Annotated in this window: 17 protein-coding genes and 1 tRNA gene; 12 read left to right on the top strand and 6 right to left on the bottom strand. The window is 67.2% G+C overall.

All coding sequences use genetic code 11. The features are described 5' to 3' along the window. Positions 1–7 precede the first annotated feature (7 nt). The 5 genes from Q7L65_RS26415 to Q7L65_RS26395 all read left to right on the top strand — a co-directional run bounded on the left by Q7L65_RS26415 (position 8) and on the right by Q7L65_RS26395 (position 2,798). Complete coding sequence (locus tag Q7L65_RS26415) at positions 8–1,150, top strand: MFS transporter (protein WP_304726300.1); 1,143 nt, start codon at positions 8–10, stop codon at positions 1,148–1,150. A 54-nt stretch (positions 1,151–1,204) separates the two neighbouring features. Continuing rightward, on the top strand, positions 1,205–1,924 hold the full coding sequence (locus tag Q7L65_RS26410; protein ID WP_304726299.1) for a hypothetical protein: 720 nt from the start codon (positions 1,205–1,207) through the stop codon (positions 1,922–1,924). A gap of 70 nt (positions 1,925–1,994) precedes the next feature. Next, positions 1,995–2,067 (top strand) — tRNA-Ala (locus Q7L65_RS26405). 150 nt (positions 2,068–2,217) lie between these two features. After that, positions 2,218–2,451 (top strand): ribbon-helix-helix domain-containing protein, encoded by a 234-nt coding sequence (locus Q7L65_RS26400; RefSeq protein ID WP_304726298.1) that lies wholly within the window; start codon positions 2,218–2,220, stop codon positions 2,449–2,451. After that, positions 2,451–2,798, top strand: a complete 348-nt coding sequence (locus Q7L65_RS26395) for a type II toxin-antitoxin system PemK/MazF family toxin (RefSeq protein WP_304726296.1) — start codon at positions 2,451–2,453, stop codon at positions 2,796–2,798. The genes Q7L65_RS26400 and Q7L65_RS26395 overlap by 1 nt, the downstream gene beginning before the upstream one ends. Before the next feature lie 150 nt (positions 2,799–2,948). Here Q7L65_RS26395 and Q7L65_RS26390 read toward each other — a convergent pair whose 3' ends face one another. Then, positions 2,949–4,589 (bottom strand): DUF6119 family protein, encoded by a 1,641-nt coding sequence (locus Q7L65_RS26390; protein ID WP_304726293.1) that lies wholly within the window; start codon positions 4,587–4,589, stop codon positions 2,949–2,951. A gap of 86 nt (positions 4,590–4,675) precedes the next feature. On the opposite strand from Q7L65_RS26390, the gene Q7L65_RS26385 reads away from it, so the two are divergent. From Q7L65_RS26385 to Q7L65_RS26375, 3 genes are all read left to right on the top strand, one after another. Continuing rightward, positions 4,676–10,963, top strand: coding sequence for a hypothetical protein (locus Q7L65_RS26385; protein ID WP_304726290.1), 6,288 nt, complete (start codon positions 4,676–4,678; stop codon positions 10,961–10,963). 910 nt (positions 10,964–11,873) lie between these two features. After that, entirely contained in the window at positions 11,874–12,878 is a 1,005-nt protein-coding gene (locus tag Q7L65_RS26380; RefSeq protein WP_304726288.1) for an FAD-dependent oxidoreductase, read from the top strand. A 1,594-nt stretch (positions 12,879–14,472) separates the two neighbouring features. Then, a complete protein-coding gene (locus tag Q7L65_RS26375; RefSeq protein WP_304726286.1) occupies positions 14,473–14,949 on the top strand; it encodes a hypothetical protein in 477 nt (158 codons plus the stop codon). Positions 14,950–15,253: 304 nt separating this feature from the next. On the opposite strand, the gene Q7L65_RS26370 is transcribed toward Q7L65_RS26375, so the two are convergent. The 3 genes from Q7L65_RS26370 to Q7L65_RS26360 all read right to left on the bottom strand — a co-directional run bounded on the left by Q7L65_RS26370 (position 15,254) and on the right by Q7L65_RS26360 (position 15,977). Next, positions 15,254–15,409, bottom strand: coding sequence for a hypothetical protein (locus Q7L65_RS26370; protein WP_304726283.1), 156 nt, complete (start codon positions 15,407–15,409; stop codon positions 15,254–15,256). A 71-nt stretch (positions 15,410–15,480) separates the two neighbouring features. Beyond that, positions 15,481–15,720 (bottom strand): hypothetical protein, encoded by a 240-nt coding sequence (locus Q7L65_RS26365; protein WP_304726281.1) that lies wholly within the window; start codon positions 15,718–15,720, stop codon positions 15,481–15,483. Next, complete coding sequence (locus Q7L65_RS26360) at positions 15,717–15,977, bottom strand: helix-turn-helix domain-containing protein (protein ID WP_304726279.1); 261 nt, start codon at positions 15,975–15,977, stop codon at positions 15,717–15,719. Before Q7L65_RS26360 ends, Q7L65_RS26365 begins: the two co-directional genes overlap by 4 nt. Between Q7L65_RS26360 and Q7L65_RS27735 the strand changes: the two genes are divergently transcribed. Next, on the top strand, positions 15,951–16,544 hold the full coding sequence (locus Q7L65_RS27735) for a helix-turn-helix domain-containing protein (RefSeq protein WP_370552633.1): 594 nt from the start codon (positions 15,951–15,953) through the stop codon (positions 16,542–16,544). The genes Q7L65_RS26360 and Q7L65_RS27735 overlap by 27 nt on opposite strands. On the opposite strand, the gene Q7L65_RS26355 is transcribed toward Q7L65_RS27735, so the two are convergent. Next, on the bottom strand, positions 16,483–17,838 hold the full coding sequence (locus Q7L65_RS26355) for a site-specific integrase (RefSeq protein ID WP_304726277.1): 1,356 nt from the start codon (positions 17,836–17,838) through the stop codon (positions 16,483–16,485). The two genes, Q7L65_RS27735 and Q7L65_RS26355, sit on opposite strands and share 62 nt — an antisense overlap. A 491-nt stretch (positions 17,839–18,329) precedes the next feature. Here Q7L65_RS26355 and Q7L65_RS26350 point away from each other — a divergent pair, with 491 nt between their 5' ends. Further along, a complete protein-coding gene (locus Q7L65_RS26350; protein WP_304726274.1) occupies positions 18,330–19,613 on the top strand; it encodes a hypothetical protein in 1,284 nt (427 codons plus the stop codon). Between the two features lie 91 nt (positions 19,614–19,704). Here the strand turns inward: Q7L65_RS26350 and Q7L65_RS26345 are convergent, their stop codons facing one another. Further along, the gene (locus tag Q7L65_RS26345) at positions 19,705–19,932 is read right to left on the bottom strand and encodes a hypothetical protein (protein ID WP_304726272.1); all 228 of its coding nucleotides are present in this window, start codon (positions 19,930–19,932) and stop codon (positions 19,705–19,707) included. 226 nt (positions 19,933–20,158) lie between these two features. Here Q7L65_RS26345 and Q7L65_RS26340 point away from each other — a divergent pair, with 226 nt between their 5' ends. Beyond that, complete coding sequence (locus tag Q7L65_RS26340) at positions 20,159–21,025, top strand: helix-turn-helix transcriptional regulator (RefSeq protein WP_304726270.1); 867 nt, start codon at positions 20,159–20,161, stop codon at positions 21,023–21,025. Between the two features lie 129 nt (positions 21,026–21,154). Beyond that, entirely contained in the window at positions 21,155–21,859 is a 705-nt protein-coding gene (locus Q7L65_RS26335) for an NADPH-dependent F420 reductase (RefSeq protein WP_304726268.1), read from the top strand. The last annotated feature ends 12 nt before the right edge of the window (positions 21,860–21,871 follow it).

Here is a 21,871-nt window from a genome sequence, read left to right as displayed (position 1 = left end):
TGAGCAGGTGCGCCGGCTGCTGCTCCTCGTCGGGACGATCGTGCTCGTCGACATGATGTTCTACGCGGCGATCACGCCGTTGCTGCCGGACTACGCCGACCGCTACGGCCTGTCGACCACCGCGGCGGGCGTGCTCGGCGCCGCCTACGCGGCCGGAACGCTGCTCGCGGCGCTGCCGAGCGGCCTGCTCGCCGTGCGCTGGGGACCGCGCCGGACGGTGCTGCTCGGGTTGACGCTGATGGCGGTCGCGAGCCTCGGCTTCGCGTTCGGCCGCGACGTGCTGGTGCTCGACGCGACGCGCTTCCTGCAGGGGATCGGCGGCGCGTGCTCCTACGCGGGCGGGATGGGCTGGCTGCTCAGCGTCGCGCCGGCCGAGAGACGCGGCGAGACGATCGGCGCGGCGATGGTGGCCGGCGTCGCGGGCGTGCTGCTGGGGCCGGTGCTGGGGACGCTGGCGCGGCAGATCGGGCCGGAGGTGCCGTTCAGCGCGGTCGCGGTGATCGGCGTGCTGCTGATGGGGTTGTCGCTGCGGTTGCCGGCACCGCCCGCGCTGTTGGCTGCACACGCGCGCGTGCGCGTGAGAGATGCGGTCGGCTTGCGCGCCGTGCAGGCCGGGATGGCATTCGTGCTGTTGCCGGCGCTGGCGTTCGGCGCGATGAACGTGCTGACGCCGCTGGAGCTGGACCGGCTGGGCGCCGGCGGGTTGGCGGTCGGCGCGACGTATCTGGTGGCGGCGGCGATCGAGGCGGCCGTGCAGCTGTTCGTCGGGCGGGCGTCGGATCGTGTGGGCCGCGCGCCGCTGTTGCGGATCAGCCTGGCGGGATCGGTCGGCTGCATGCTGCTGTTGACGGTGCCCGGGTCGGCGCTGGCGCTGGCGCCGCTGGTGGTTCTGTCGTTCGTCGTCGTCGGGTCGTTGTACACGCCCGCGATGGCGCTGCTGTCCGACGGAGCGGCGGCCGCGGGACTGGAGCAGGGCATGGCGTTCGCGCTGGTGAACCTGGTGTGGGCCGGCGGACAGGTCGTCGGCGCGCTGGCCGGGAGCGGGATCGCGGACGCGACGAGCTATGCGGTGACGTGGGTGGCGCTGGCTGCGGTGTTGGGCGGCGCGCTGGTGGTGGTTGGGCGGCGACAGGTGGTGGCGGCTGCCTGAGACGCCCGTCCACGTTGAAGGAACGACGACGCCCGGCCGATTACCATGCGCACGATGGCCGCCGAGTCTTCCCCCACCGAGCCGACCGCGAAACCGCAGCGCGGCCCCGCCACCGTCTCCGCCAACCGCGTCGCCGCGATCATCTCCGCGGCCGAGGACACGGCGACGAAGCTGCGCGAGGACGCCGAGCAGAAGATGCGCGAGCGGATCGCGGAGGGCAGACGCGCCGCCGACTTCCGTGTCGCGGCGGCCGAGGAAGAAGCCGCCGAGATCATCGCCGAGGCGAGAAGAATCGCCGAGCGCCTGATCGGCGAGGCCAGAGGCGAGATCGCCCGGATGAAGACGATGGCCGGCGCCGAGGCGGGCGAGATCAGAGCGCGCGCCGAACACGAGGCGCGCGAGATCCGCAGAGACGCCGAGACCTGGGCGGCCGAGAAGACGGCCGAGGGCGAGCGCCGCGCCCGCGATCTGACGAGCGAAGCCCGCGTCGTCGCCGGCGAGGTCCGCGCCGAGGGCATGGAGCTGACGGAGAACCTGCGCGAGCTGGGCGGGTCGCTGAGAGCCAACGCCGAGCGCCTCCTGCGCGACGTCCTGAAGGTCCACACCCAGCTGACCAACCACATCGACCACGTCGACCCGGGCCCGGTCGAGCCGCCCCGCCGCGAGCGTTCCAGCGCCGCAGACCGCTCCCGCCGCGACCCCGCCCCGCGCAACGGCACCCACCGCCGCAGCGACGACGACCTCGACGTCCCGGAGTTCATCCCCCAGCGCTGACGCGCCTCCTCCAGGGCTCCGCGGACCTCCCGCCATCCCGCGCGCGGGCCTTGTACACTTCAGATCCCCCGGGGCTATAGCTCAGCTGGGAGAGCGTCGCGCTGGCAGCGCGAAGGTCGTCGGTTCGAGCCCGACTAGCTCCATTGGAACGGAACCCCCGCAAATGCGGGGGTTCCGTCGTTTTGGGGGGAGGCGAACTTGGGTGGTGCGCGGGCGTTGGGTACCAGGATTGGGTACCAAACGGCCTCCGTCCCAGTCGCGAGGTCGAGTATTACCCGGTTATACTCTTGGTCATGAAGACCGCGATCTCCGTCCCCGACGAGACCTTCCATCGCGTCGATGGTGCGGCGAGAAGACTCGGCGTCTCCCGCAGCGAGTTCTTCGCTCGCGCTGCCGAGCGGTGGCTCGACACGCTCGACGACGACGGCACGACCGCGGCGATCAACGATGCGATCGCCGGCCTCCCCGACGATCACGCGTTCACCGACGCCGCCGCCGCCGCGCTCATCCGAGACGACCGCGCCTGATGCGCCGCGGCGAAGTCTGGTGGGTCGACTTCGGTCTGCCGCGCGGATCAGCGCCTGCTCTGCGTCGGCCGGCGCTGATCGTCAGCGCGGACGCCTACAACCGCTCCAACCTCAAGACAGTCACTGTCGCAGTCATCACGACCAACGCCCGGCTGGCCCGTCTCCCCGGCAACGTCACGATCCCTTCCGAGGCCACGCGGCTTCCGAAGGACTCGGTCGTCAACGTGACGCAGATGGCGACGGTGGACCGGGGCGCCCTCGAGCAGCAGATCGACACCCTGCCCGAATGGCTGATGGCGCAGGTTGATGACGGACTGCAGCGCGCTCTCGCGCTCGGGCGAGCCTGAACCCGAAGGAGCAGGCTTCAACCCGACTACGACGTGCCTAGGCGCCTCCTACAGCCGAAGCGTCGCTCCGACTATCTGCCTCACGTGCAGATCGACGTCGCGGCGGTTCGGCGACTCATCGCTGCCCAGCAAGTTCGGCGCGAACGGAGATCAACATTCACGAACTGCGACAGTCGAAACCTTGAACCCGAAGCCCTGCAGCGTCTTTGCCGCAGCGCGAAGACTGACCACACTGAAGAACGGCAGCGTGAGCGGGGTTCTGCGCGTGCTTCGCGTAATCACAGCGAACACGATCTCGTAGTCCTCCGGTCTGGGGCGATGAAGCGGCCAGCTTGGGCCGTTGCCGTTGCTCTCGCGCTGGATCACTGTGGCCGCCTTCTTCCGAAAGTCCTCGTCGGTCAGGAGACGCTCAGCGCTGTTGACGCCTTGAGAAAAGAGATGGCTGAGGGTTGCGGAGCTCCCACGATGCTTGACATGAATCAGCGCACCGTCCCGGGTGAGGAGGTCGCAAATCTCCATCTTGTCGGGTCCGCCGTCATAGACGAATCTCTTGTCGAGGCACACAGCGCCCATCGCCCTTGCAGCCTCAAGGTTGTAGGCGTCCTCGTTGCTGCCGGGCGCGGCGTCGGGCATGCCGTGGAAGAGCGGAAGCGCCCTCACCTCGGCCTCGAGTCTCGTCCGATAGTCCAGGTCGACCCGGAACCAGTCACCATCTGAGAGCACGTACAGGAACCCGTCGAGCTCCGTTTGAAACACGATGCATCGGTAGATCGGCCAGCTCGCCATCACCTCGCCATCCGATGCCCGCAGGGCGGCCAACCGGTCGTGCTTGAGGACATCGAGGGCGACATCTTCGTCGCGAGTCGCGATGTAAGTTCGAATGCTCGGATCATTGGCGGAGTCATCGGACGCCTGCGTTGAGAAGCGGAATCCGTCGAACTCCTGCCAGTCGATGGTTTCCGGAGCCGCAAGGTGAACGTCTGTCCAGTCGCGACCTCGGAGAGCATCGACCAGCAGCACTTGCAGCCTCTCAACCTGCAGCTTGTCTCTTACGGGACGCAGGAAGTCGATGAACTCGAAGTGCTCCTTGTAGTCGTCGGCGCCATATGCAACGAGGAGGCGCGCTCCCAGCTCTGGGAGTTTCGTCAACTCCTCCCGCGTGTGGATCGTCAGCGCGTCGGAACCGGCAAGGCGGTGAGCGAGTTCCGTGTCACGTGGTCTGCCAGTCACCGCACGCAGCAAGTCGCGACTCGGATCGAGCCCGAACGCCGAAAAGGACGAGTCTTTGCTCAGGTCCCGGCGGGTGTGAACGGGTGTCTCGTCGATTGTCTTGGCGTCGACACTTTTCAACTGGTCCGGAGCAACCGAGTTGAGAACGACCTTGAGCCCGAAGTCCTTCTCGAATGCCTCCTGCTCGAGAAGGTGACGACCTTGTCCGAACGTCACGGCGAAGAGCCGGCCCTCCGCCTCGAACAGCAGCACGGCGGCAGCCGACGCAGCAAAGAGTCCTTCGAGCGGACCTTGTACGTGCCCCGCGAGGTATCTCGTCCATCTTGGCGGATGTGGCTGGCGGGCTTTGATGAACAGGCACTCTTGCTGGGGATCGAGCGCCGGTACCATGAACGGCTCCAGCTCGTCCCAGTCGCGAAAGGCATCGTCACGGGAGCAGTCGTCCTTCAAAAGCGACACCGTCAGCTTCTGCACCGGTCGTTTGCGCACCATAGCGGCGAACGCTAGTGCTCCATTTTTCAAGATGCGCCGGTACTCGGAGATGCGCTTGCTGCCACCCACTGTGCTAGCTCACGCCCACAAGGTTGTTCCCTGCCGAATCTCTGAGCTGGCTCGCGGCATCCCCAGCGAACGCTAGGTTTCCGCACGTGTCGACCACGTTGCCAGGCGCTCGGGAGTCGTCTGCGGGCGACGAGTTCCACGTCTTGTGGGCCGTACGTCGTGTCTTGGCCTTTCTCGATGCAGCAAGCGGCCTTCAGCGCATCGTCATGGAAGACGTCACGCCGGTTCCACCGGATGGAGTGGATCCGGAGCTGCTTCTGGGAGCGGACCTGACGGAGTTCTATGGCGGCACCGAGCTCGCAAGCGCCAGCCGTGTCGTCATCTCGCAGCTCAAGTACAGCCATCGCCATCCGGACCGCAGCTGGACGGCAGCCCGGTTGGCAGCGAAGAACTCACGAGGCAAGAAGGGGGTCATCGCACGCCTGGCCGACCTCTCCCTTGCAGTCTCGGGGACGGGGACACGCGATGAAGTCCTCGCGCGCCTCGAGATTCGACTCGTGAGCAACATGCCCTGTGCCGACGGCCTCTCCGATGCGATGGCCGACGCCAGGGAATGGCTTGACGCGCATCCGGCAAGGGCCGCGCGCGCAGCCCTGCTGAGAGCGTTGAGCGAACCTGCACGCAGGCAGATTCAGCAGCTGTCCGACGCGTCGGGGCTGAGCAGCTTTGCGTTTACCGACTTTCTGCGCGTCCTCAATCTCGACCATACAGGGTCGGAAAGCCGCGCCGAGCAGAGCCTCCGAGTGACCACAGCGCTTGCCGATCACGTCATGGCGGACCTCCGGCACGCCTCGCTCAAACTCGCTGACTTGGTCCGACACCGTGGGCTGCCAGAGGGCGAGGGCTTGCCGATCGAGCGAGCCGACGTCCTCGCCGCGCTGGATGTCGCATCTGAGGAAGACCTCCTGCCATGTCCGGCACGCTTCACGCCTCCCGCACATCGCGTGATGACTCCAGACGCCGCTCGCATCGCGGCCAAGCTCTTGGCCGCTGAGGATCGACGGGTCCTCGCACACGGCGCAGCTGGCGTTGGCAAGACGACGACGGTGCTCGCGCTTGAGCACGCGCTGCCGAGCGGCTCTGTGGTCATCACGTATGACTGCTTCGGAGACGGTGACTACGACACTCCCGCGGCCGCACGCCACTCGCCCCTGCGGTTTGCGCTGCAACTCTGCAACGAGATTGCAGCACGTTGCGGTCTGCCAGTGCTCGTGCAGCCGTCAACATCGGTGCACGACCTGTGGCGAGAACTCGAGCGGCGCCTCGAAGCCGCAGCGAGACTCTTGGGGGAACAAGGAGCACAGCTGGTTGTGGTGGTCGACGCAGCAGATAACAGCGCGGCGGCAGCTCAACTCTTCAACGAGGACTGTTTTCTCCGCCGGCTCTGGGCTCAGCCTATTCCGGCAGGGGCGGGACTGATCGTCACGTGTCGCACGGGCCGGCGCAACGTTGTCGAGGCGCCCCCTAGCGTGACTCAGGTCACGATGAACGGGTTCGATGAGCGAGCCTCAGGACAGTATCTGCGCGAGCGCTTCCCTAGCGCCACCGATGACGAGGCCCGAGCGTTCCACGAAAACAGCAGAGGCAACCCACGGATCCAGTTTTATGCCCTCTTCGAGAACCGGGCCGACTCGGCGACGTCGACCAGCCAGGCAATTGCTCAAGCCGACCTGACGCCGAGCACTCTCTTCGAGAACCTGCTCGCTGCCGCGGTCTCACACGCGCCAGACGAGGCGGCAGCACGGGACCACATGGCGGAGCTTGTCTGCTTGACGAAGCCGCTCACTACGAGCCGATTCCAAGCCGTGTCCGGGATGGCTGCCACACGCGTGCACGCGTTTTGCGAAAATCTCGTCCCTGGGGTCTTGATCGACGGCGGCGTGATCTCCTTCCGAGACGAGGACTTCGCGAACTTCCTGCGCGACAGAGTCGGAGAAGACGACGCGGCTCGAGCGCACGGCCGACTGGCCGACTTGTTTCTGTCCCAACCTGATGATGCCTATGCAGCAACTGTCGTTGCCGACCATTTGCACAACGCCGGACGCGGTGCTGACCTTGTAGCGCTCGCGCTGAGCGGAAGCCCGTCGGCGGTCGCAGACGGGCTCGCTCGCCAGCAGACATATCGCCGTCGCCTCACACTTGCCATGCGGCATGCAGCCAACGTCGCAGATCGCGCAGCCGCCTGCCGGCTTGTCGTTCTCGCTGGTGAAGCCGCCCGCCAAAACGGGGCTGTAACCGAAATCCTGCGACGGCGACCGGATCTCGGGATGCGCTACAGCGACCCGGAAGCAGTCATGCGGGTGTACTCGACTGCCGCTCAGCCGGAGTGGCGGGGCCCCATCCATATGCGGTTGGCAGGACTGTACGCCAGCATGGGTGACCTTGAGCGCGCGCGAGAGGAGGGTCGTGCCGCACAAGCGTGGCTGCTCCGCCGACACGAGGAAGATGACGTCTGGCCGATCGAAGCCGACGATGTCGGCGCATTCGCCGAAGCTTGGTTCCACGTCCGTGGTCCGGAAGAGGCCGCGAGGTACCTGAGTTCGTGGCGGCCAACCGACTTCGCCGTTGATGCAGCGATCTCGCTCGTTAGAAGACTCGCGCGGACCGTACCTGGTGACGAGCTTGGTGCCTTTATCACCAAGCAAGAATTGCCGGCGGACGTGCTCGGACGATTGACAGCAGCTGCCTTCAATGCCGGCGCCGTTCCGAGAGCCTCGACGGTTCGCACTATCGTCAGAAAGCTTGTGGAGGACCAGCCGTCTATCGGCAGTGACGATGGCTGGTGGGTTGCCGCATGTGCCGAGCTGGCAGCCTACGTGGGAGTCGGACGACGTCGCATCCTGGCGCTCGTCAAGGCTCTCCGGTTGCCACAACCGACTAGTGCGCCGGGCAGCTTCGACCGACTCGACTGGTACCGCGCTCCACTTCGCGTCGCGGCGCTGCGAGCTGCGATCCAAGGGCGGGAGCTTCAGCTCGAGGAGTTGATGCCCAAGAGCGTGACCGAGCCGGGAGACGACCGCCGCGGCTCCAGCCGAGTCGACTCGGAGCGGCGCCAGATGCACGAAAACGTTGGACGCTACCTTCGCGTCTACGCGAGCCGGGCTCGGGCGCTGCTTCTACGCCCTCCGGTTTCCGAACTGCGTGCCGAATGGGAAGACCAACTGCAGAGGGAACTTCGAGAGCAAGCTGCATACCGCCGCGAACACGACTACGACCACACAATTTGGGTCGCTGCGTTTACCGACGCCTTGCTCGCATGCGACGGTACTGACATCGAATTGTTGCGGCTTGCTTCCGACGCCGGCGAGCGCCGCGCAGGCAGGAGCGCCTTTGCTTGTTGGCTCGCTGCCGCCCGCCCGCTCTTGAACGACGCTCGATACCAGCGTGAGGCCTTGAAGCTCGTGGAACGTGCAGCAGTCGCCATAGAGGCGGAAGAGTGGCCTGCCAGCCAACAGGCCGATTCGCTGCTTGATGCCTGTTCAATGGTGGACCCAGTGGATGCCGAGCATGCGCGAGATCTCCATGCCCGTGCGATTCGCGCAGCAGAAGGACTCGACGACGAAGCCGTAGGGCGACTCGAATTGCATGCCCGGGTCGCGGCGAATGTCACCGGGATACCGGACGCCGCACCGCTCGCATGGCGGACCGCTCAAGCGCTGGTGGCATACCGAAACCGTGTGAGCGATGACGAACGCTTGCCGTGGCGAAAGACGCTTGCGGCAATCGCGATTCTTCATCCTCAGACGGCACTTGCGCTTGTGGCGCGGTTCGAGGACGACTGCCATATGGGCCTTCACGAGAGCGTTCCAGTCGTTGCTGGGCCGCTCGCCAGAACGGGCTTCTTAACGCCTGTACAGGCCATGAGCCTGCTCCTGCTTGCAGGCGAAGCGATCGGCGCGATCGACGTTGCTACCGAACTGCTTGATCTTCTGCCGCCAGGTCCCGACTTCACCTCGGCACTTGCCGCACTTAGCTTGCGTATTCGTCGCGACCTCCTGCCGGGCACTCGGTCTAGCGCCGCTCAAACGCTCCTCGACTGGGCCGAAGGTCGAGGAGTCTCATCCATGGCGACGATCTCCGCGTTGCACGCCTACATTTCGCCGACCGAGGAAGAGGAACACACGCCGGCTCACACCCGGGAATGGCAGGGGGGCGAGACCGACTGGGATCGGCGGGCACGACAGGCCGACGAGATCGTTGAGCGCGCGAGGGTGGGCAATCCCGCAGTTGTAGAATCCGATCTCAGGGAACTTGCGAACCTCTTCGGATCAAGTCGTGTCTCGGAGTACTTAGCGCGGGTCGCCGATTCGGTAGTGCCATCCCGGCGGTCTGAGCTTATCGACACCCTTGGCTCAATCCGCGCTGATCATCCGATCGCGAATTTTCACGCCGTAGACGTGTTCGAAGCGTTGTGTGCCGCCGCCCAAGAGTGGACAGGGTCTCAAGACCTGCAATCCCACGTAAGCGCGGCTATCGCTCGCTTCTTCGAAACCCATTTCGGTGAGTTGACGCGGTACCCAGAGGTTGCTGAAAAGGCTCTCGGCAAGCTGTTGAGGCTCGCTCTGCTTGACGACCCCGCCGGCAGTGTCCTTCGGGCTGCGAGCAGCAAGTTGGAGCACCTCGACGCCTCAGCACTCTTCGTGACTGCCTCCCAGCTCGCGCTCGTCCTGAAGACTGGCGAGCAAGCATCACTCCTCGCTTGGTCCCTCGAAGCGTTCGAGCCAGAGCCGGTCAAGGTTCCGGAAATTTCAGAGGAGCGTGCCGAGGTACTTAGTGGGCTCCTTTGCTCGCTGTTCGGCGCGCCAGACAAAGTCACACGCTGGCGTGCAGCCCACGCAGCGCGTTCGCTGATGGTCGAGAGCGCTGAGCCCATGGGCCGAGCGCTGCTCAATCGTTGCATGACCCACGACAGCGGCGCTTTCGGTTCAGATGCTTTGCCTTTCCTTTGGCTCTCAGCGCAGGTCTGGGCGCTGATGGTCATCTCCCGTGTCGCGAGAGACGCCCCGGAGAGCGTCATGGAGCTGGCACCCGAGTTAGCGAGAATCGCTACCGATACGAGTTGGCCGCATGCCGGACTGCGCGAGTTTGCACGACGGGCTGCGTTGCGGCTCGTTGCAGCGTCTCCCGACGCGCTTCGAAGGGACGCCATCGAGGACTTGTTGGTCGCTAACTCACCGAGAGGGTGCAGAACTCTCCGCGAGAACCATTTCTATCGAACTGGATCCGGTAACCGCGAGTACGATAGAGAACGGTTCCATTTCAATTCCATGGATACGATTCCCTACGTCTACGGACCTCTTGGAGAACGTTTTGGCCTTAACGTCGACGAGGTGTGTGACCGAGCCGAACATTGGATTGTGGACCGCCTCGGACTTGCGGACTTCCGCGAGAGCGATCGCCGGTTAGCGCACGTTGAGTATCACGACCGGAACAACCGCCATGGGGCCTCACCACGCGCCGAGTCATGGCATCAGATGCTGGAAGACCATGCGCTTCAGCTGGTCGCTGGCGGCCTCTGTGACGAAGGTGCCGTCATCGAAGCGGAGAGTGGTGGAGAGCCTCGCGATCCATGGGCCGACTGGATTGGCAGCTGGACTGACTCGGCAGAGTACGGCTGGCTCGTCGACGAGCGGGAGCCGGTACCGCCGTCTCCGGCCCTGCTGCTGCACAACCTGAGGCGCGGCGAGTGGCCCGAACTCACCGAGACAGACCTTGAGACCGCTATCGGCGCATTCGACCAAGAGTCGTTGATCGTCGACGCGGCGATAGAGCTGTTCGCAAACGTTGGCTGGGGTTCCACGTACGTGAGCAGCGCAATCGTCAGCCCTGAGACGGCTCCCGCACTGGCTCGTGCCCTGAGCTCGCCGGAGGATCCACGAGAGTTCGGACTTCCCCAAGGAAGCGGTCGATCGGGTTACCAAGATGACATCGACAGCGACGGGTTTTGGCTCCAAGGCTGGATCGACGAAGAGCATCACGATGCGGGTCTTGAAAAGCACGACCCGTTGCGGCGCATCGAGCCCGTCGTCGTCCACCCAGGAGACCGCTTCATGGAGGTATGCCGCGGGCACGCGGAACGCGGTGGCCGACGCGTACTGGGGAACGACGGGGCACTGATCGCCTGGCAGCGATCGTGGAGCGACATCGATTCAGCCTACGAGCGAGATTCACGAGGCACGGAAGGCCGACAAGTCTTTGTGCGCCGCAAGGCGCTGTGTGACTTCCTTCGCGCCACCGGCTCATTTCTTGTCATCAGAGCATGGGCAGTCCGCCGAAAGACGGCGTCGGAGGACCGTGCTGAGGAAAAGGCGATCCATGAGAGAACAATCCACCGCGTCTACATCTTCGATCCAGACTCTGGATTCTTGGCCTGATTTAGCGAGACTCGGCGAGTACATCCTTGACCAGCTCGGACGAGATCGCCGGGCTGAGAATCTCCTTGTCCACTGGGTATCACACTATCTCGCTGAGCAGTTGCAAATCGCGGAGACCGCTAGAGCTGCCGCAGACCGTGAGGCGGCTCGAGACACTGCTTCCTTGCTCATCGCCCGGCTCTGGCAGGCACGCGGTGGGTGGCCAGGTGGGTGGCCACCTGGAGCGTTCCGGGACGTTATGGACCGCATCGACGGGACAGCCGCAGTACGAGACGAAAAAGCCGATGTACGGCTCGCACCGTGGCTCTCGACGCTCGTTGCACTCGAGACTCTTCATGAGGATGAAAGCGAGATCTGGCTGTTTGGGGCGGTACTCGAACTTGATGCAGATGCTCTTCGCCGAACACTCGACGTCACCTCAGGCAACGACGAGTCGCCCGATGTCGCTCGTCTGGAACAACTCCTCCAACGGGTCGAGCGAGCCGAGGAGTGGCTCGCAACACGCGCGCAGAGCGACGAGGACCCTTCGCTGCGAACTGACCGGGCGACCATCCTGTCCCGAGCACTTGAGGAGGTCGCTGCAAGGCGCGCCGCTTTGACCGATATGACTCTCAGGGACGCGCGTCGCGGGCAGAAGCGTAAGCCCCCACGGCAACCCCGAATGGTTGTCCGACGCCGGACCTCATCTCAACGAAAGCCTCGACCGCCAATGAAGTAGCAAGCGTCGGAGAACTCCTTTGCCGGATCGAACAGCCGGACCGAGTCCGGCGGCACCCGTTCGACGTGTGCTGCGGGAAGTCCGCCGACGTCTCCGTCTACCCAACTCTGCTCAAGGATCGACCGGATCGACAACGCCCGTGAGAACTCCAACTAGTCAAGGTCGCCCTGTTTTCTGCCGAGTAACGTTCTGATGTCAGGGGACGACGCCGGTTTGATCCTGCGCGCGCTGGCGGCTCGCACCGAGTCTGGCGCGCCGAGCAGGAGCGTGTTCGTGCTTGGAGGCTTTCACGAGCGGCGCGTCAGCCTGCCCTCGCAGCAGCGCCGGGCTATCAATCTGGCTTGGGCGCTGAATGCGCGCGGGCGGTTGGAACCCAAGCGCCTCGTCGCGGTCGTCGGCGGTGGCGTGGCAGGCGCGACGTTCGCGGTAACAGCAGCTGCGACCGGCGATGCGGAGGTTGTGCTGATCGACGAGCACGAGGAGCCGATCACGACGCAGCGCGCCAGCGCGGAACGGTTTCTCAGCCCGAACTTATTCGACTGGCCTAACCAGGCGTGGAGAAAGCGGGAGGGCAATCTCCCGTTCATGAACTGGCGCGCGGCACACGCGGACGAGGTGCGGATCCAGCTTCTCAACGCCTTCGTCGCGCAGGCCGGCGAGCGGCTGCACTACGCGCCACAACATTGGGCGACCGCGATCGAGGAGGGCGACGGCGTGGTCCGCGTCAGCGGCACGTCGATCCCCGCGCTGCTGCACGCCGGCCCGGGATGGACCGCGGACGTCGACGCAGTGGTGGTCGCGACCGGCTTCCTGCCCGAGAAGCGCGTCCGCGGCACGGTTTCTGGCAGTTACTGGCGCGACTCGCGCACCTCGCTCCCGCCGGGTGCCCACAGATCGCCGGTCGTAGTCGGTGATGGCGACGGCGCACTCACGGAACTGTTCCGAATCGCATTGCGCGGCGGTCGGCGCCGCGGTCTCCGCTTTCGGCAGGAGCAGCTGCGCGGCCTCGCAGGCTTTGGGATCGACGACTCGGAGGGTTCGAGCGGCTTTGCGGCAAGGTGGTGGAGATCGAGCGTGCGGCGCGCGACCGCCTTGATAGTGGAACGCTCGACCGGCTCGCCGACCTCGCCGACCCTGACCTCGGACTGCTGGATGAGCGGATTCTCGCGGCAGCCCGCACGCACGTGCGCGTGCTGACCAGCGGGACGCCGTTCACGCGCAACGCGTTCGTGCTCAACCGCTTCGTCGCCGCCCGACTCCACGCTCATAGAAGGATTAGCGTCGAGGCCCGCGCGCATCGGGTCCATCCAAGCGACCTTGAGGAAGAGACCGACAGCCTCATCTGCTGGCGCACCGGCCCCCCGCGACGGGCTCGCACGCAGCTGGTCCAGCCCGCGGTCGATGTCGTCGAGGTAGCGAGACAGCTGTCGGCACAGGTCGAGCACTTGCACGTCGCCGGCCTGATCGAGGACATGCTCGACAGCACCCGGCGGCCATCGTGGGACTCCGCGCTGAGACCGTGGCGCGGACATGTAGCCGCTGGCGGCGGGTCGATCGCGAGCGCGCTGGACCGGCGGCGCACCGCGGCGGCCGTGCTGCGCGACTCCGCCGAGCCGACCGGGGCGGCACCGGAGCCACCACCGGAGGGAAGACGGGTGCTGGCCACTGCACGCGCCGCGGCGGCGGTCGCGGCCGGCCTCATGCCGGCGAGCGGATGGCGACGCAATGAGCCCCTGTGGTGGTGCGACACAACGTCTGCGGGGATCACCATCAGCCTCGATTTCCTCGCGATTGCATGTGATCTGCCGGCGATGCGCGTCGCGGTCACGATCGCCAGAAGCCCCAAAGCAGCCGGTGTGGCGCTCATCGAACACATACCGGGCGATGCAGAAGCCAGCCGCGTGTGGGTGCTTGCCAGACCGGCCCTGCACGCTGCTTTCTCCCCGGAGGACTGTGCCGACCTGTTCGCAGTCGCCGTCTCACGCGGGCCCGAGTTGGCCACCACGCACGAGGCCGAGAACCCTCTCGACGGCGCGGCGTCGACCTTCTTCTTCGAGAACGGCCGACCGCGCGGAGGCACGCAGGAGGAGGCACTCAGTCTGCTCGACGGGCTGCGGTCGCTGTTCGCCGACGACTGGCCGATGATCGCGTCCGCGCTGGAGGGCATGCTCCGCAGCCAGACGATCCCACTGCCGCTGTTGCTGACCGCGATGGGTGCCGCGGTGCATCACCAATCAGGTGGAGGCCAGCTCCTCATCGACCTGCTGGCACGCGGGCTGGGAAGCCGCAACGGCGCGTTGGTTCGGCCGACGCTCTACCTGTTCGGCCGCACCGCGGCGATGCACCGCGACGCCGCCATCAGAAGTTTCCTGCCGACGGTTGGACTGAAGACCGGCGCGACGGCGAGGGAAGTCGAGCGCGCCTTCGTACTCGCGTCGGTGGCCGACCTCTACGACACCGCCGACATGGAGGACGGGTACCCGTCCCCCGGCAAGAAGGCGATCACCGTGCCACGCAGCACGCTGCGACAAGCGCGCGCGGCGCTCAACTGGACAGCGAGGGAGAGAGCGGCGGCGCAGGACGTTGATGCCGCGTTCTCGATGTTCTGCAGCGCGCCGAGAGCGCAGCGCGAGGAGGGACGCGTAGATCTTGCAGCGATGGTCGTCGAGCACAGACCGCTCGATCTCGCCTTCGCCGATCTCACTGTCCTGTCGACCGCGACGCGCTTGCTCTCTGCGGCTCGTCGCGCGTAACCCCGCGTTGGGTATGCCCAACGAGGTCGATACGGTTGATGCCGTTTCGCGTGAACATGCACCGTACGCTCACGGTCGGTCCCATCGATCCGCTGTTGACCGCTATGTGGACCTGCTGCGATGGTGAGTGCGGGATGCCGCGCTCGTCTCAATCTGGTGCCGAAGCATCGCGTATGGATGCGATGACGAATCGGCCATCTGCCGTCGGCGTGTTCGGCATGCGCTCGCTCTCCGACGAAGCCGCGCGACTGCCAGCGCTCGACGAAAGCGAGCGGCAGGCGATGGCGCTGATCGGCGAGGGAGTGGCGCCACGCGAGGTCGCGGAGCGGCTGGGGATGGAGGAGCCGCAGGTCTACCGCCTCGTCGTCGACGTCCTCGACTACTTGGAACCGCCTGGAGGTCCCACGCTCGCCGAGATCCACGCGAATCACGGGAGCCGACCGGCGACGGCTGACGAGATCGCCGAGTTCGAGGAGACGTACGGCGCGTCCATGCCGCCCGACGGCGAGGAATGAACGTCCGCCCCGCATCCGGACTCCGTGTCGTCCTCGGATCGAGGACGACCTTGATGGTTCCATATAGAAGTCACCGTGTTGTTCGGCGGTCGTCGGGTGGCGGAGCTTCTAGCGAATTTCCCGTCACAGCGGGGTATCCGCGGGCTGCGCCAACGCGGCCTCCTGCCATCTACTTCTACCTGCGACCGAACTGCGCGCAGAACAGTTCGGTCCGCCAGATCGCAGCAGGACGGGAAGATCCACCTTTTTGAGCGCTGGCGACCGAACTGCATAGCGCCCTACGGGGAAAATCGGTTCGGTCGCGTTATCTCGCGCTCATCGTCTGCGGGACGTCGCCGAGGCCGAGCCGGCGGCGCTCGGCCGCATGGAGGCGTTCCAGACGCTCGTCGGCGTCGCCGTCTCGCAGCTTGTGGCCGGTGTAGCGGCGGAGGGAGCGACGGGCGATCTCGGCTTGGCTCACGCCCTCCAGGCGAGCGACGAGCCTGACTCGACAGGCGAGATCTTCCTCCAAGCGCAAGGTCATCGTGATCGTCACGACGCGCCTCCAGTCGAGAACCGGAGGTGACGGGCGATGCGGGCGACGAGTTGCTCGACGCGCTTGAGGCGGCTCTCCAGCGCAAGCACCCGTGGCTCGTACCCGGTGCGTTCGAGGCGTTGGATCGTCGCGGCGCGGATGTAGTCGGCGGTGGCGATGCCGAGGTCGTTCGTGACCAGCTTCAGGCGGGACCAGATCTCAGGGTCGAAGCGGACGGTGGTGGTGTGCATCGTCATCTCGATCCCCTCCCCACGTCGTCGAGCCGGTCCTCGTAGAGGCGGATCAGGTCGCTGAGCGGGGCCTCGAGCCCGTGGGCGAGCTTGAGCAGGATTCTGAAGGTCGGGTTGATCTCGCCGCGCTCGATCGCGCCGACGTAGTTGCGGTGCAGGCTGGCGCGGAGGCCGAAGGACTCCTGCGACAGGCCGCGGCGGACGCGGAACTCTCGGAGCGCTCTGCCAAGCGCCCGATGGTCTGGCGTATGGACGATGGCCATCGCTCAGCCCTCGACGCTCTCAAGCAGACGAATTTCGGCACGGCGATGGGGCCGCAGCCGTGGGTTACGCTTGGCGCGCATGGGAGACCTCAACTCTCCTTTGCACGGGGCTCCGGGGGTGTGTCAGCACCTCCGGGCCCCACTTTTCTCAGGTCACTTGAAGACCATAGGTTGTCTCGGGGCCGCGAACGTATCGGTTGTGTACCGAACTCGCGGGGGTGGATCTCGGCGAATCTGCGACGGAGAAGGATGCGCCTCGAACCGTCGGCCCACCACCCTGCCGCAAGCTCGCCGAGCCCGCCTCCTCGCCGCCGGCTCACGCGCGCCGACGTGATGACCGCGAGAGAGGTCGCGGAACTGCTCGACCTGCCCGTCTCGACCGTTTATGAGTTCGCGCGGCGCGGGGTCCTTCCCTGCTCGCGGCTCGGGCGGGCGGTGCGGTTCGTGCGGGACGAGATCGAGCAGACGCTGCATGCCGGCGGCAGCGCCGAGCGAGAGCGCAGCGTCACTCCTGGTCCGGCTCGGGCGACGGCTCGTCCGTCCCCTCCGCGCCGAACGCGACGTTGACCGCCAAGATCGCCGCCGGATCGATCTTCGTGTGGAGGTAACGGTTCGTGGTGCGGAGATCCGCGTGGCCGAGCACGTCGCGGACGGTCACGAGCGGGACGGCTCGGGCGAGGATCGAGCCCGCCGAGTGGCGGAGGCCGTGGAGCTTGATCGGGCGCAGGCCGGCCGCGGCTGCAGCGCGCTTGTAGCGGCGGCGCAGGGCGGACGGGTCGAGGTGGTCGCCGAAGCGGTTGCAGAAGACGTAGTCGTCGGGACTGGTGAAGTCGTCGCGGCGGCCGAGGCGGGCCAGGGCGGCGGCGCCCGGACGTGGGAGCGGGAGCTGGCGGCCGCGTCTGCCCTTTGGGTCCTTCTCGACGCCGGCGCTGATCGCTCTCTGCACGTCGAGGACGGCGCCGGAGAGGTCGGCGGCGAAGTGGATGTGGCGCCATCTGAGCGCGAGCACTTCACCCAGGCGCATGCCTGAGTAGAACTTCACGCGGAACAGCTCGGCGTCTTGGTGGTCCTCGGCGCGACGCGCAGCCGCCTCCTCCTCTGAGACGACGTTCGGGCGACCTCTGTAGTGCGGGGCTCTCCCCCGCTGCTCACCTCGCTCGCAGGCGCGCGAGAGCGCTTCCAGCTCCTCGACCTCGTAGAAGTCGAGCGCCGGCGGCGGTGGGGTCGCTCGCTTGTCGGTGCTGCTGACCGGGTTCGCAGACAAGCTGTAGGTGTCCGGCTTCATCGCGTAGTTGAAGATCGCGTGCAGAACGGAGCGGTGCTCGTTGACGTGCGCCGGCGTCATGCCCTCGGCGTCGAGCTCGCGCAGGAAACCCGAGACCGCTCTCGCGTCGATCGCGTCGATCTCCTGCTCGGCGAACGCGCCCATGATGCGGCCCTTCGCGACGCCGCTGCCGCGGCGGTGGCGAGCGCCGGCGTCTCGCAGCATCGCCTCATCGTTGACCAGCGTCGACGGAGCGGCGCCCTTGACGTCGCGCTTCCACGCGAGCCACTCCAGGGCGACCAAACGGAAGGTCGGGATGGTCGCGCGCTCGGCGGCGCGCTCTTCCGCAAGGCGCTCACGCTCGACCTCGGCGACCTTCGCGGCGGCGAGGACCTGGCCCTCGCGCTCGTCGAGCCAGCCGTCGGGAACCCGACCTCTGCGCTTCTTCCAGCCGCCGTCGCCGTCGGGCTCGACCCACGCCTGGCCGAGGCGGCGCTTGCACTGTCTCCCCCGCGCGTCGCGCCATTTCGCCTCGAAGTAGGGCTTGCCTTCGACCCACTCCCGTACGACGACCGACGGTGTCTGAGACAAGGGCATCGGAGCCACCGTATCGCATTGGGTACCAACGAATTTGGGTACCACTTTGGGTACCAAATGCCACCAAAATAACCGTGGCAGCGGCGTTTGTTCCCATATCCGCCAGAGCCAGGTCCCCGCTCCAGCATGCCTCTTTCGCGCTGTCAGCGCGAAGGTCGTCGGTTCGAGCCCGACTAGCTCCGCTTCACACGTCGCCGCATAAGCCATTTGCGCGGTGACTTTGTATCTGGACAGGATTTCCGCCCGGCGGTTGACCTGGAGATCCTCGCAAACTCCTCACCGCGATCATCCTCGCCGCAACCGAGGTCATCAAGCAATCGCAACGCCGCGTAGATGCCCCCAACGCCGCTGAGATCCGCGACGACCGCCCGGTACAGCACGTCGCGATGCGCCCGTCTGACCGTCACACGCACCCACGGCTCGGCGAGCCAGTCCGGTCAGGTCGCCGCGCGGGGTTGCGAGGCGCGCCGGACCTTCGGTAGCGTCGCACGATGGCTGACGGAATCGAGACCCTCATGTGGGGCGGCGGCGCCCGCTACCTGATGTCCATGACGGACGCGGAGGGCGAGACGACGTACCTCTACCAGCCGCCCGCGCACGCCCACCCGGTCACCATCTCCACCGCCTCGGACCGCTTCCAGGGGGTCATCGTCAGCGCGGGCGACACGGTGACCATCACAGGCGACGGCACCGGCGTGCTCCAGGTGGGCGTCAACGGCGTGAGCGTCGACCTGGCCCCGCCTGCCGCCGCTACGCCGCCCATCGTCGTCCACCGACCGGGGACCAGCGGCGACACGATCGACGTCACCCGCTACGACGACGGCGCGGGCCACTTCCACGAGGTCGGCCGCAGCGTGCCGACGAGCCCGCTGGACCCGGCGTACGACTGGCTGAAGATCTACGTGCCCCACGACGGGCGCAACGCCATCGGGCCCGAGGACGGCGGCCGCGGCACGATCGAGTACGGCAGCATGAAGTTCTCCAACGGCGTGTCGTCGCAGTACACGACCGGCGTCGATTACAAGCCGGACGGCTCCTCGACGTGGTGGCGCGAGGAGCACTACAGCGACGGTCACGACATCGAGGGCTACGGCGCGCGGGACGCCGCGGGCAACCACTCCGAGTCGTACCGGGTGACGTCGCAGGACGGCAGCTGGGAGGACCACACGCTCACGGTCGACAAGGACGGCAACGGCACCGACCACGTCACTGCCGGCAACAAGGACGGGACGGTCACCAACGACGACACGAAGGAGGTCCATGGGCCCAAGCCGGGCGGCGGCGCCGGCCCCTCCGGCGAGGAGGACCCCGAGCATCCCCATCCCACATCCTCCTCACCCGTCGGCGACGACACCCCAGGCGCCGTCGAGGGCAATCCCGACGGCGGTCTCGGCGACAACCTCGTGCGCCGCCTGCTGCGCGCCGCCGGGAGCCACCACAACGAGGACCTCGACACCCTGGGCGACGCCGCGGGCCGGCTCGGCCCGTGGCTTGACCGCATCGCCGCTGCGATCGCCGCAGGCCAGCCGATCGGCGGCGAGGGCGAGGTGCTCGACACACTTGGCGCGGGCATCCACCCACCGCCGCTGACCGGCACGGGCGGCCACGACTGGGGCGACCTCCTCGACAACCTCGGCGGCCCGGTCACCCACGGGACGATCGTCCCCGCCGACCACCACGGCGGCCCCATCGACACGATGCTCGACCTCCGAGCGCAGCTCGGGACCGGCCGAGCCGCCGTCGAGGCCGCCCGCTCGCTGTTCGTCTCCGGCTGAGCGGCGAGGCGCAAGCGCGAGGAACGGCAGCCCCGACGCCGCCCCGTCCTCGCCATCGGAACGTAACCCCTACCGATGCGGAGTTCGTCGTTCAGGGAGCCTCGCGACCCGTTGCGGGAGGGGCGTTCACCGACGACGACCGCACCGCATCGCGCTCGGCGAGCACGCGGATCCGATCGGCGCCATATCTATATGGCTTGGCGGATCCCACGAACCTGACCGTGACGTCGACGATGTCGGCGATCTTGGATGTCTTGTCTTCCCACGTCTCGGACTTGGCCGCCCGGATCAACACGAGCGTCGTGCGGGGATCGCTCATGCTCCTTCTCTCGATGTGCGCGAACGCACGCACCGGACGAAACGCGCCTCATCGGTGAAGTCCGCCGTCGTGACCACGGGCCGAGTGTAGCGCGTACGCGCCAGCTACGTTGAGCGGTTCGGCCAGCGTGCGGCCCCTGGACGACCAGGACCGTCCGGGCACGCGCCGCCTGGGTCCCACGCAGAGGGTGTGGCTGCGCGATGCTCGACGTGTCACCGTGATGCCCATGCCCTCCGGCAGCTCCCGCACCGACATCTCCGTCAACGAGCTCGGCGCGTTCCTACGCGCACGACGAGCCCGGCTGCAGCCCCATGACGTCGGGCTGACCGACCCGAGCCGGCGGCGCGTGCCCGGTCTGCGTCGCGACGAGGTCGCCGATCTGGCCGGGATCAGCGAGTCGTACTACAGCCGCCTTGAACAGGGTCAGGCCGGCGTCGTCTCCGACGGCGTGCTCCAGGCCGTCGCCCGCGTGCTGCGCCTGACAGAGGACGAGCGGTCGCACCTGCTGCACCTCGCGCGCCCGGCGACGCTCGCCCGGCGGGCGGCGAAGCCGGAGCGCGTCAGCGAAGCCACGCGACGCCTCTTGAACGGCATGCCGGACCTCGGCGCGGCGATCGTCGGCCGGCGGACCGACGTGCTGGCCTGGAACGTGCTCGGCCACCAGCTCCTGGCAGCGCAACTGGCGCCCGATGCGCCGGACGACCCTGAGCGCCGCCCGAATCTCGCCCGGCTGCTGTTCCTCGACCCGCACGGACGCGACCTCTACGTCGACTGGTCACGCGAAGCGCGGGACGTCGTCAGCTACCTGCGCCTCGCCGTCGATCTGCATCCCGACGACGACGCGCTGCGCTCCCTGATCGCCGAACTGACGCGCAAGGACCAGGTCTTCACCGATCTCTGGGACGAACATCCCGTCAGCGACTGCAAGACCGACGACCGCGAACTGCGACATCCGCTCGTCGGCGCCGTCACCGCGTCCCAGCAGCTGCTGCGGCTTGCGGAGGACCCTGGCCAACGACTTCTGCTGCTGGCGCCCGCACCCGGCGAGTCCGCCGACCGCGTCGCGTTCCTGCGGCGCCTCAGCGGCGGCTGAGCCGACCGTTTCCCCCGCTCACCTCGGCGCCGCCCGGCCGGCCGCGACCACCCCTGCCCGCATGAGGCCCCGAACGGTTCGTCGACCGACACCCGTGGCGTCCACCCTCCACCGACACGAGAGAACACCATGAACATCGGAATCATCGGCGCCGGCCGCATCGGCGGCAACCTCGTGCGCCTGCTCACCGCCCGCGGCCACGCGGTGGCGATCGCCAACTCGCGCGGCCCGGACACGCTCGCCGACCTGGCCGCCGAGACCGGCGCCGTTGCCAGCGACCTCGCGACCGTCGCGGACGGCGTCGACATCGCGATCGTCACGATCCCCCAGAAGTTCGTCGCCGACCTGCCCAGCGGCGTGCTCGACCGCCGCACCCCGGACGCGCCCGTGATCGACACCGGCAACTACTACCCGTGGGCGCGCGACGGCCGCATCGCCGACGGGCTGATCGCCGAGATCGAGGACGGGCTCACCGACAGCGAGTGGACCGCCCGGCAGCTCGGCGTTCCGGTCGTCAAGGCGTTCAACGGAATCCTCTGGAGCACGCTCACGCGGGCCGCGCGTCCGGCCGGCGCCCCCGACCGCATCGCGCTGCCCGTCGCCGGCGACGACCCCGTCGCCAAGGCCAAGGTGATGGCGCTGATCGACGACATCGGCTTCGACCCCGTCGACGCCGGCACGCTCGCGCAGTCATGGCGCCTGCACCCCGGCAAGCCGGCCTACGGCGCGGACGCCGACGTCGCCGGCCTGCGCGCGGCGCTCGCCGCCGCCACACCGCAGCGGCCACGGGAGTGGCGCGCCGCAGGTGCACCGAGCGACGACAGACGCAGCTGACCGGGAACGCCG

It is taken from the genome of Conexibacter sp. CPCC 206217 (genome assembly GCF_030646165.1).
In the GTDB taxonomy this organism is placed as follows: domain Bacteria; phylum Actinomycetota; class Thermoleophilia; order Solirubrobacterales; family Solirubrobacteraceae; genus Conexibacter.
Note: the sequence above shows the minus strand (reverse complement) of the source record. Positions and strands in the feature narration are given on the sequence as shown.

Coding starts and splice junctions, on each gene's coding strand:
- Q7L65_RS26355 (WP_304726277.1), bottom strand. CDS start 17,838: ATGCCCTTGTCTCAGACACCGTCGGTCGTCGTACGGGAGTGGGTCGAA.
- Q7L65_RS26360 (WP_304726279.1), bottom strand. CDS start 15,977: ATGGCCATCGTCCATACGCCAGACCATCGGGCGCTTGGCAGAGCGCTC.
- Q7L65_RS26410 (WP_304726299.1), top strand. CDS start 1,205: ATGGCCGCCGAGTCTTCCCCCACCGAGCCGACCGCGAAACCGCAGCGC.
- Q7L65_RS26335 (WP_304726268.1), top strand. CDS start 21,155: ATGAACATCGGAATCATCGGCGCCGGCCGCATCGGCGGCAACCTCGTG.
- Q7L65_RS26380 (WP_304726288.1), top strand. CDS start 11,874: ATGTCAGGGGACGACGCCGGTTTGATCCTGCGCGCGCTGGCGGCTCGC.
- Q7L65_RS26340 (WP_304726270.1), top strand. CDS start 20,159: ATGCCCTCCGGCAGCTCCCGCACCGACATCTCCGTCAACGAGCTCGGC.
- Q7L65_RS26375 (WP_304726286.1), top strand. CDS start 14,473: ATGCCGTTTCGCGTGAACATGCACCGTACGCTCACGGTCGGTCCCATC.
- Q7L65_RS27735 (WP_370552633.1), top strand. CDS start 15,951: ATGGTCTGGCGTATGGACGATGGCCATCGCTCAGCCCTCGACGCTCTC.
- Q7L65_RS26345 (WP_304726272.1), bottom strand. CDS start 19,932: ATGAGCGATCCCCGCACGACGCTCGTGTTGATCCGGGCGGCCAAGTCC.
- Q7L65_RS26400 (WP_304726298.1), top strand. CDS start 2,218: ATGAAGACCGCGATCTCCGTCCCCGACGAGACCTTCCATCGCGTCGAT.
- Q7L65_RS26395 (WP_304726296.1), top strand. CDS start 2,451: ATGCGCCGCGGCGAAGTCTGGTGGGTCGACTTCGGTCTGCCGCGCGGA.
- Q7L65_RS26350 (WP_304726274.1), top strand. CDS start 18,330: ATGGCTGACGGAATCGAGACCCTCATGTGGGGCGGCGGCGCCCGCTAC.
- Q7L65_RS26365 (WP_304726281.1), bottom strand. CDS start 15,720: ATGACGATGCACACCACCACCGTCCGCTTCGACCCTGAGATCTGGTCC.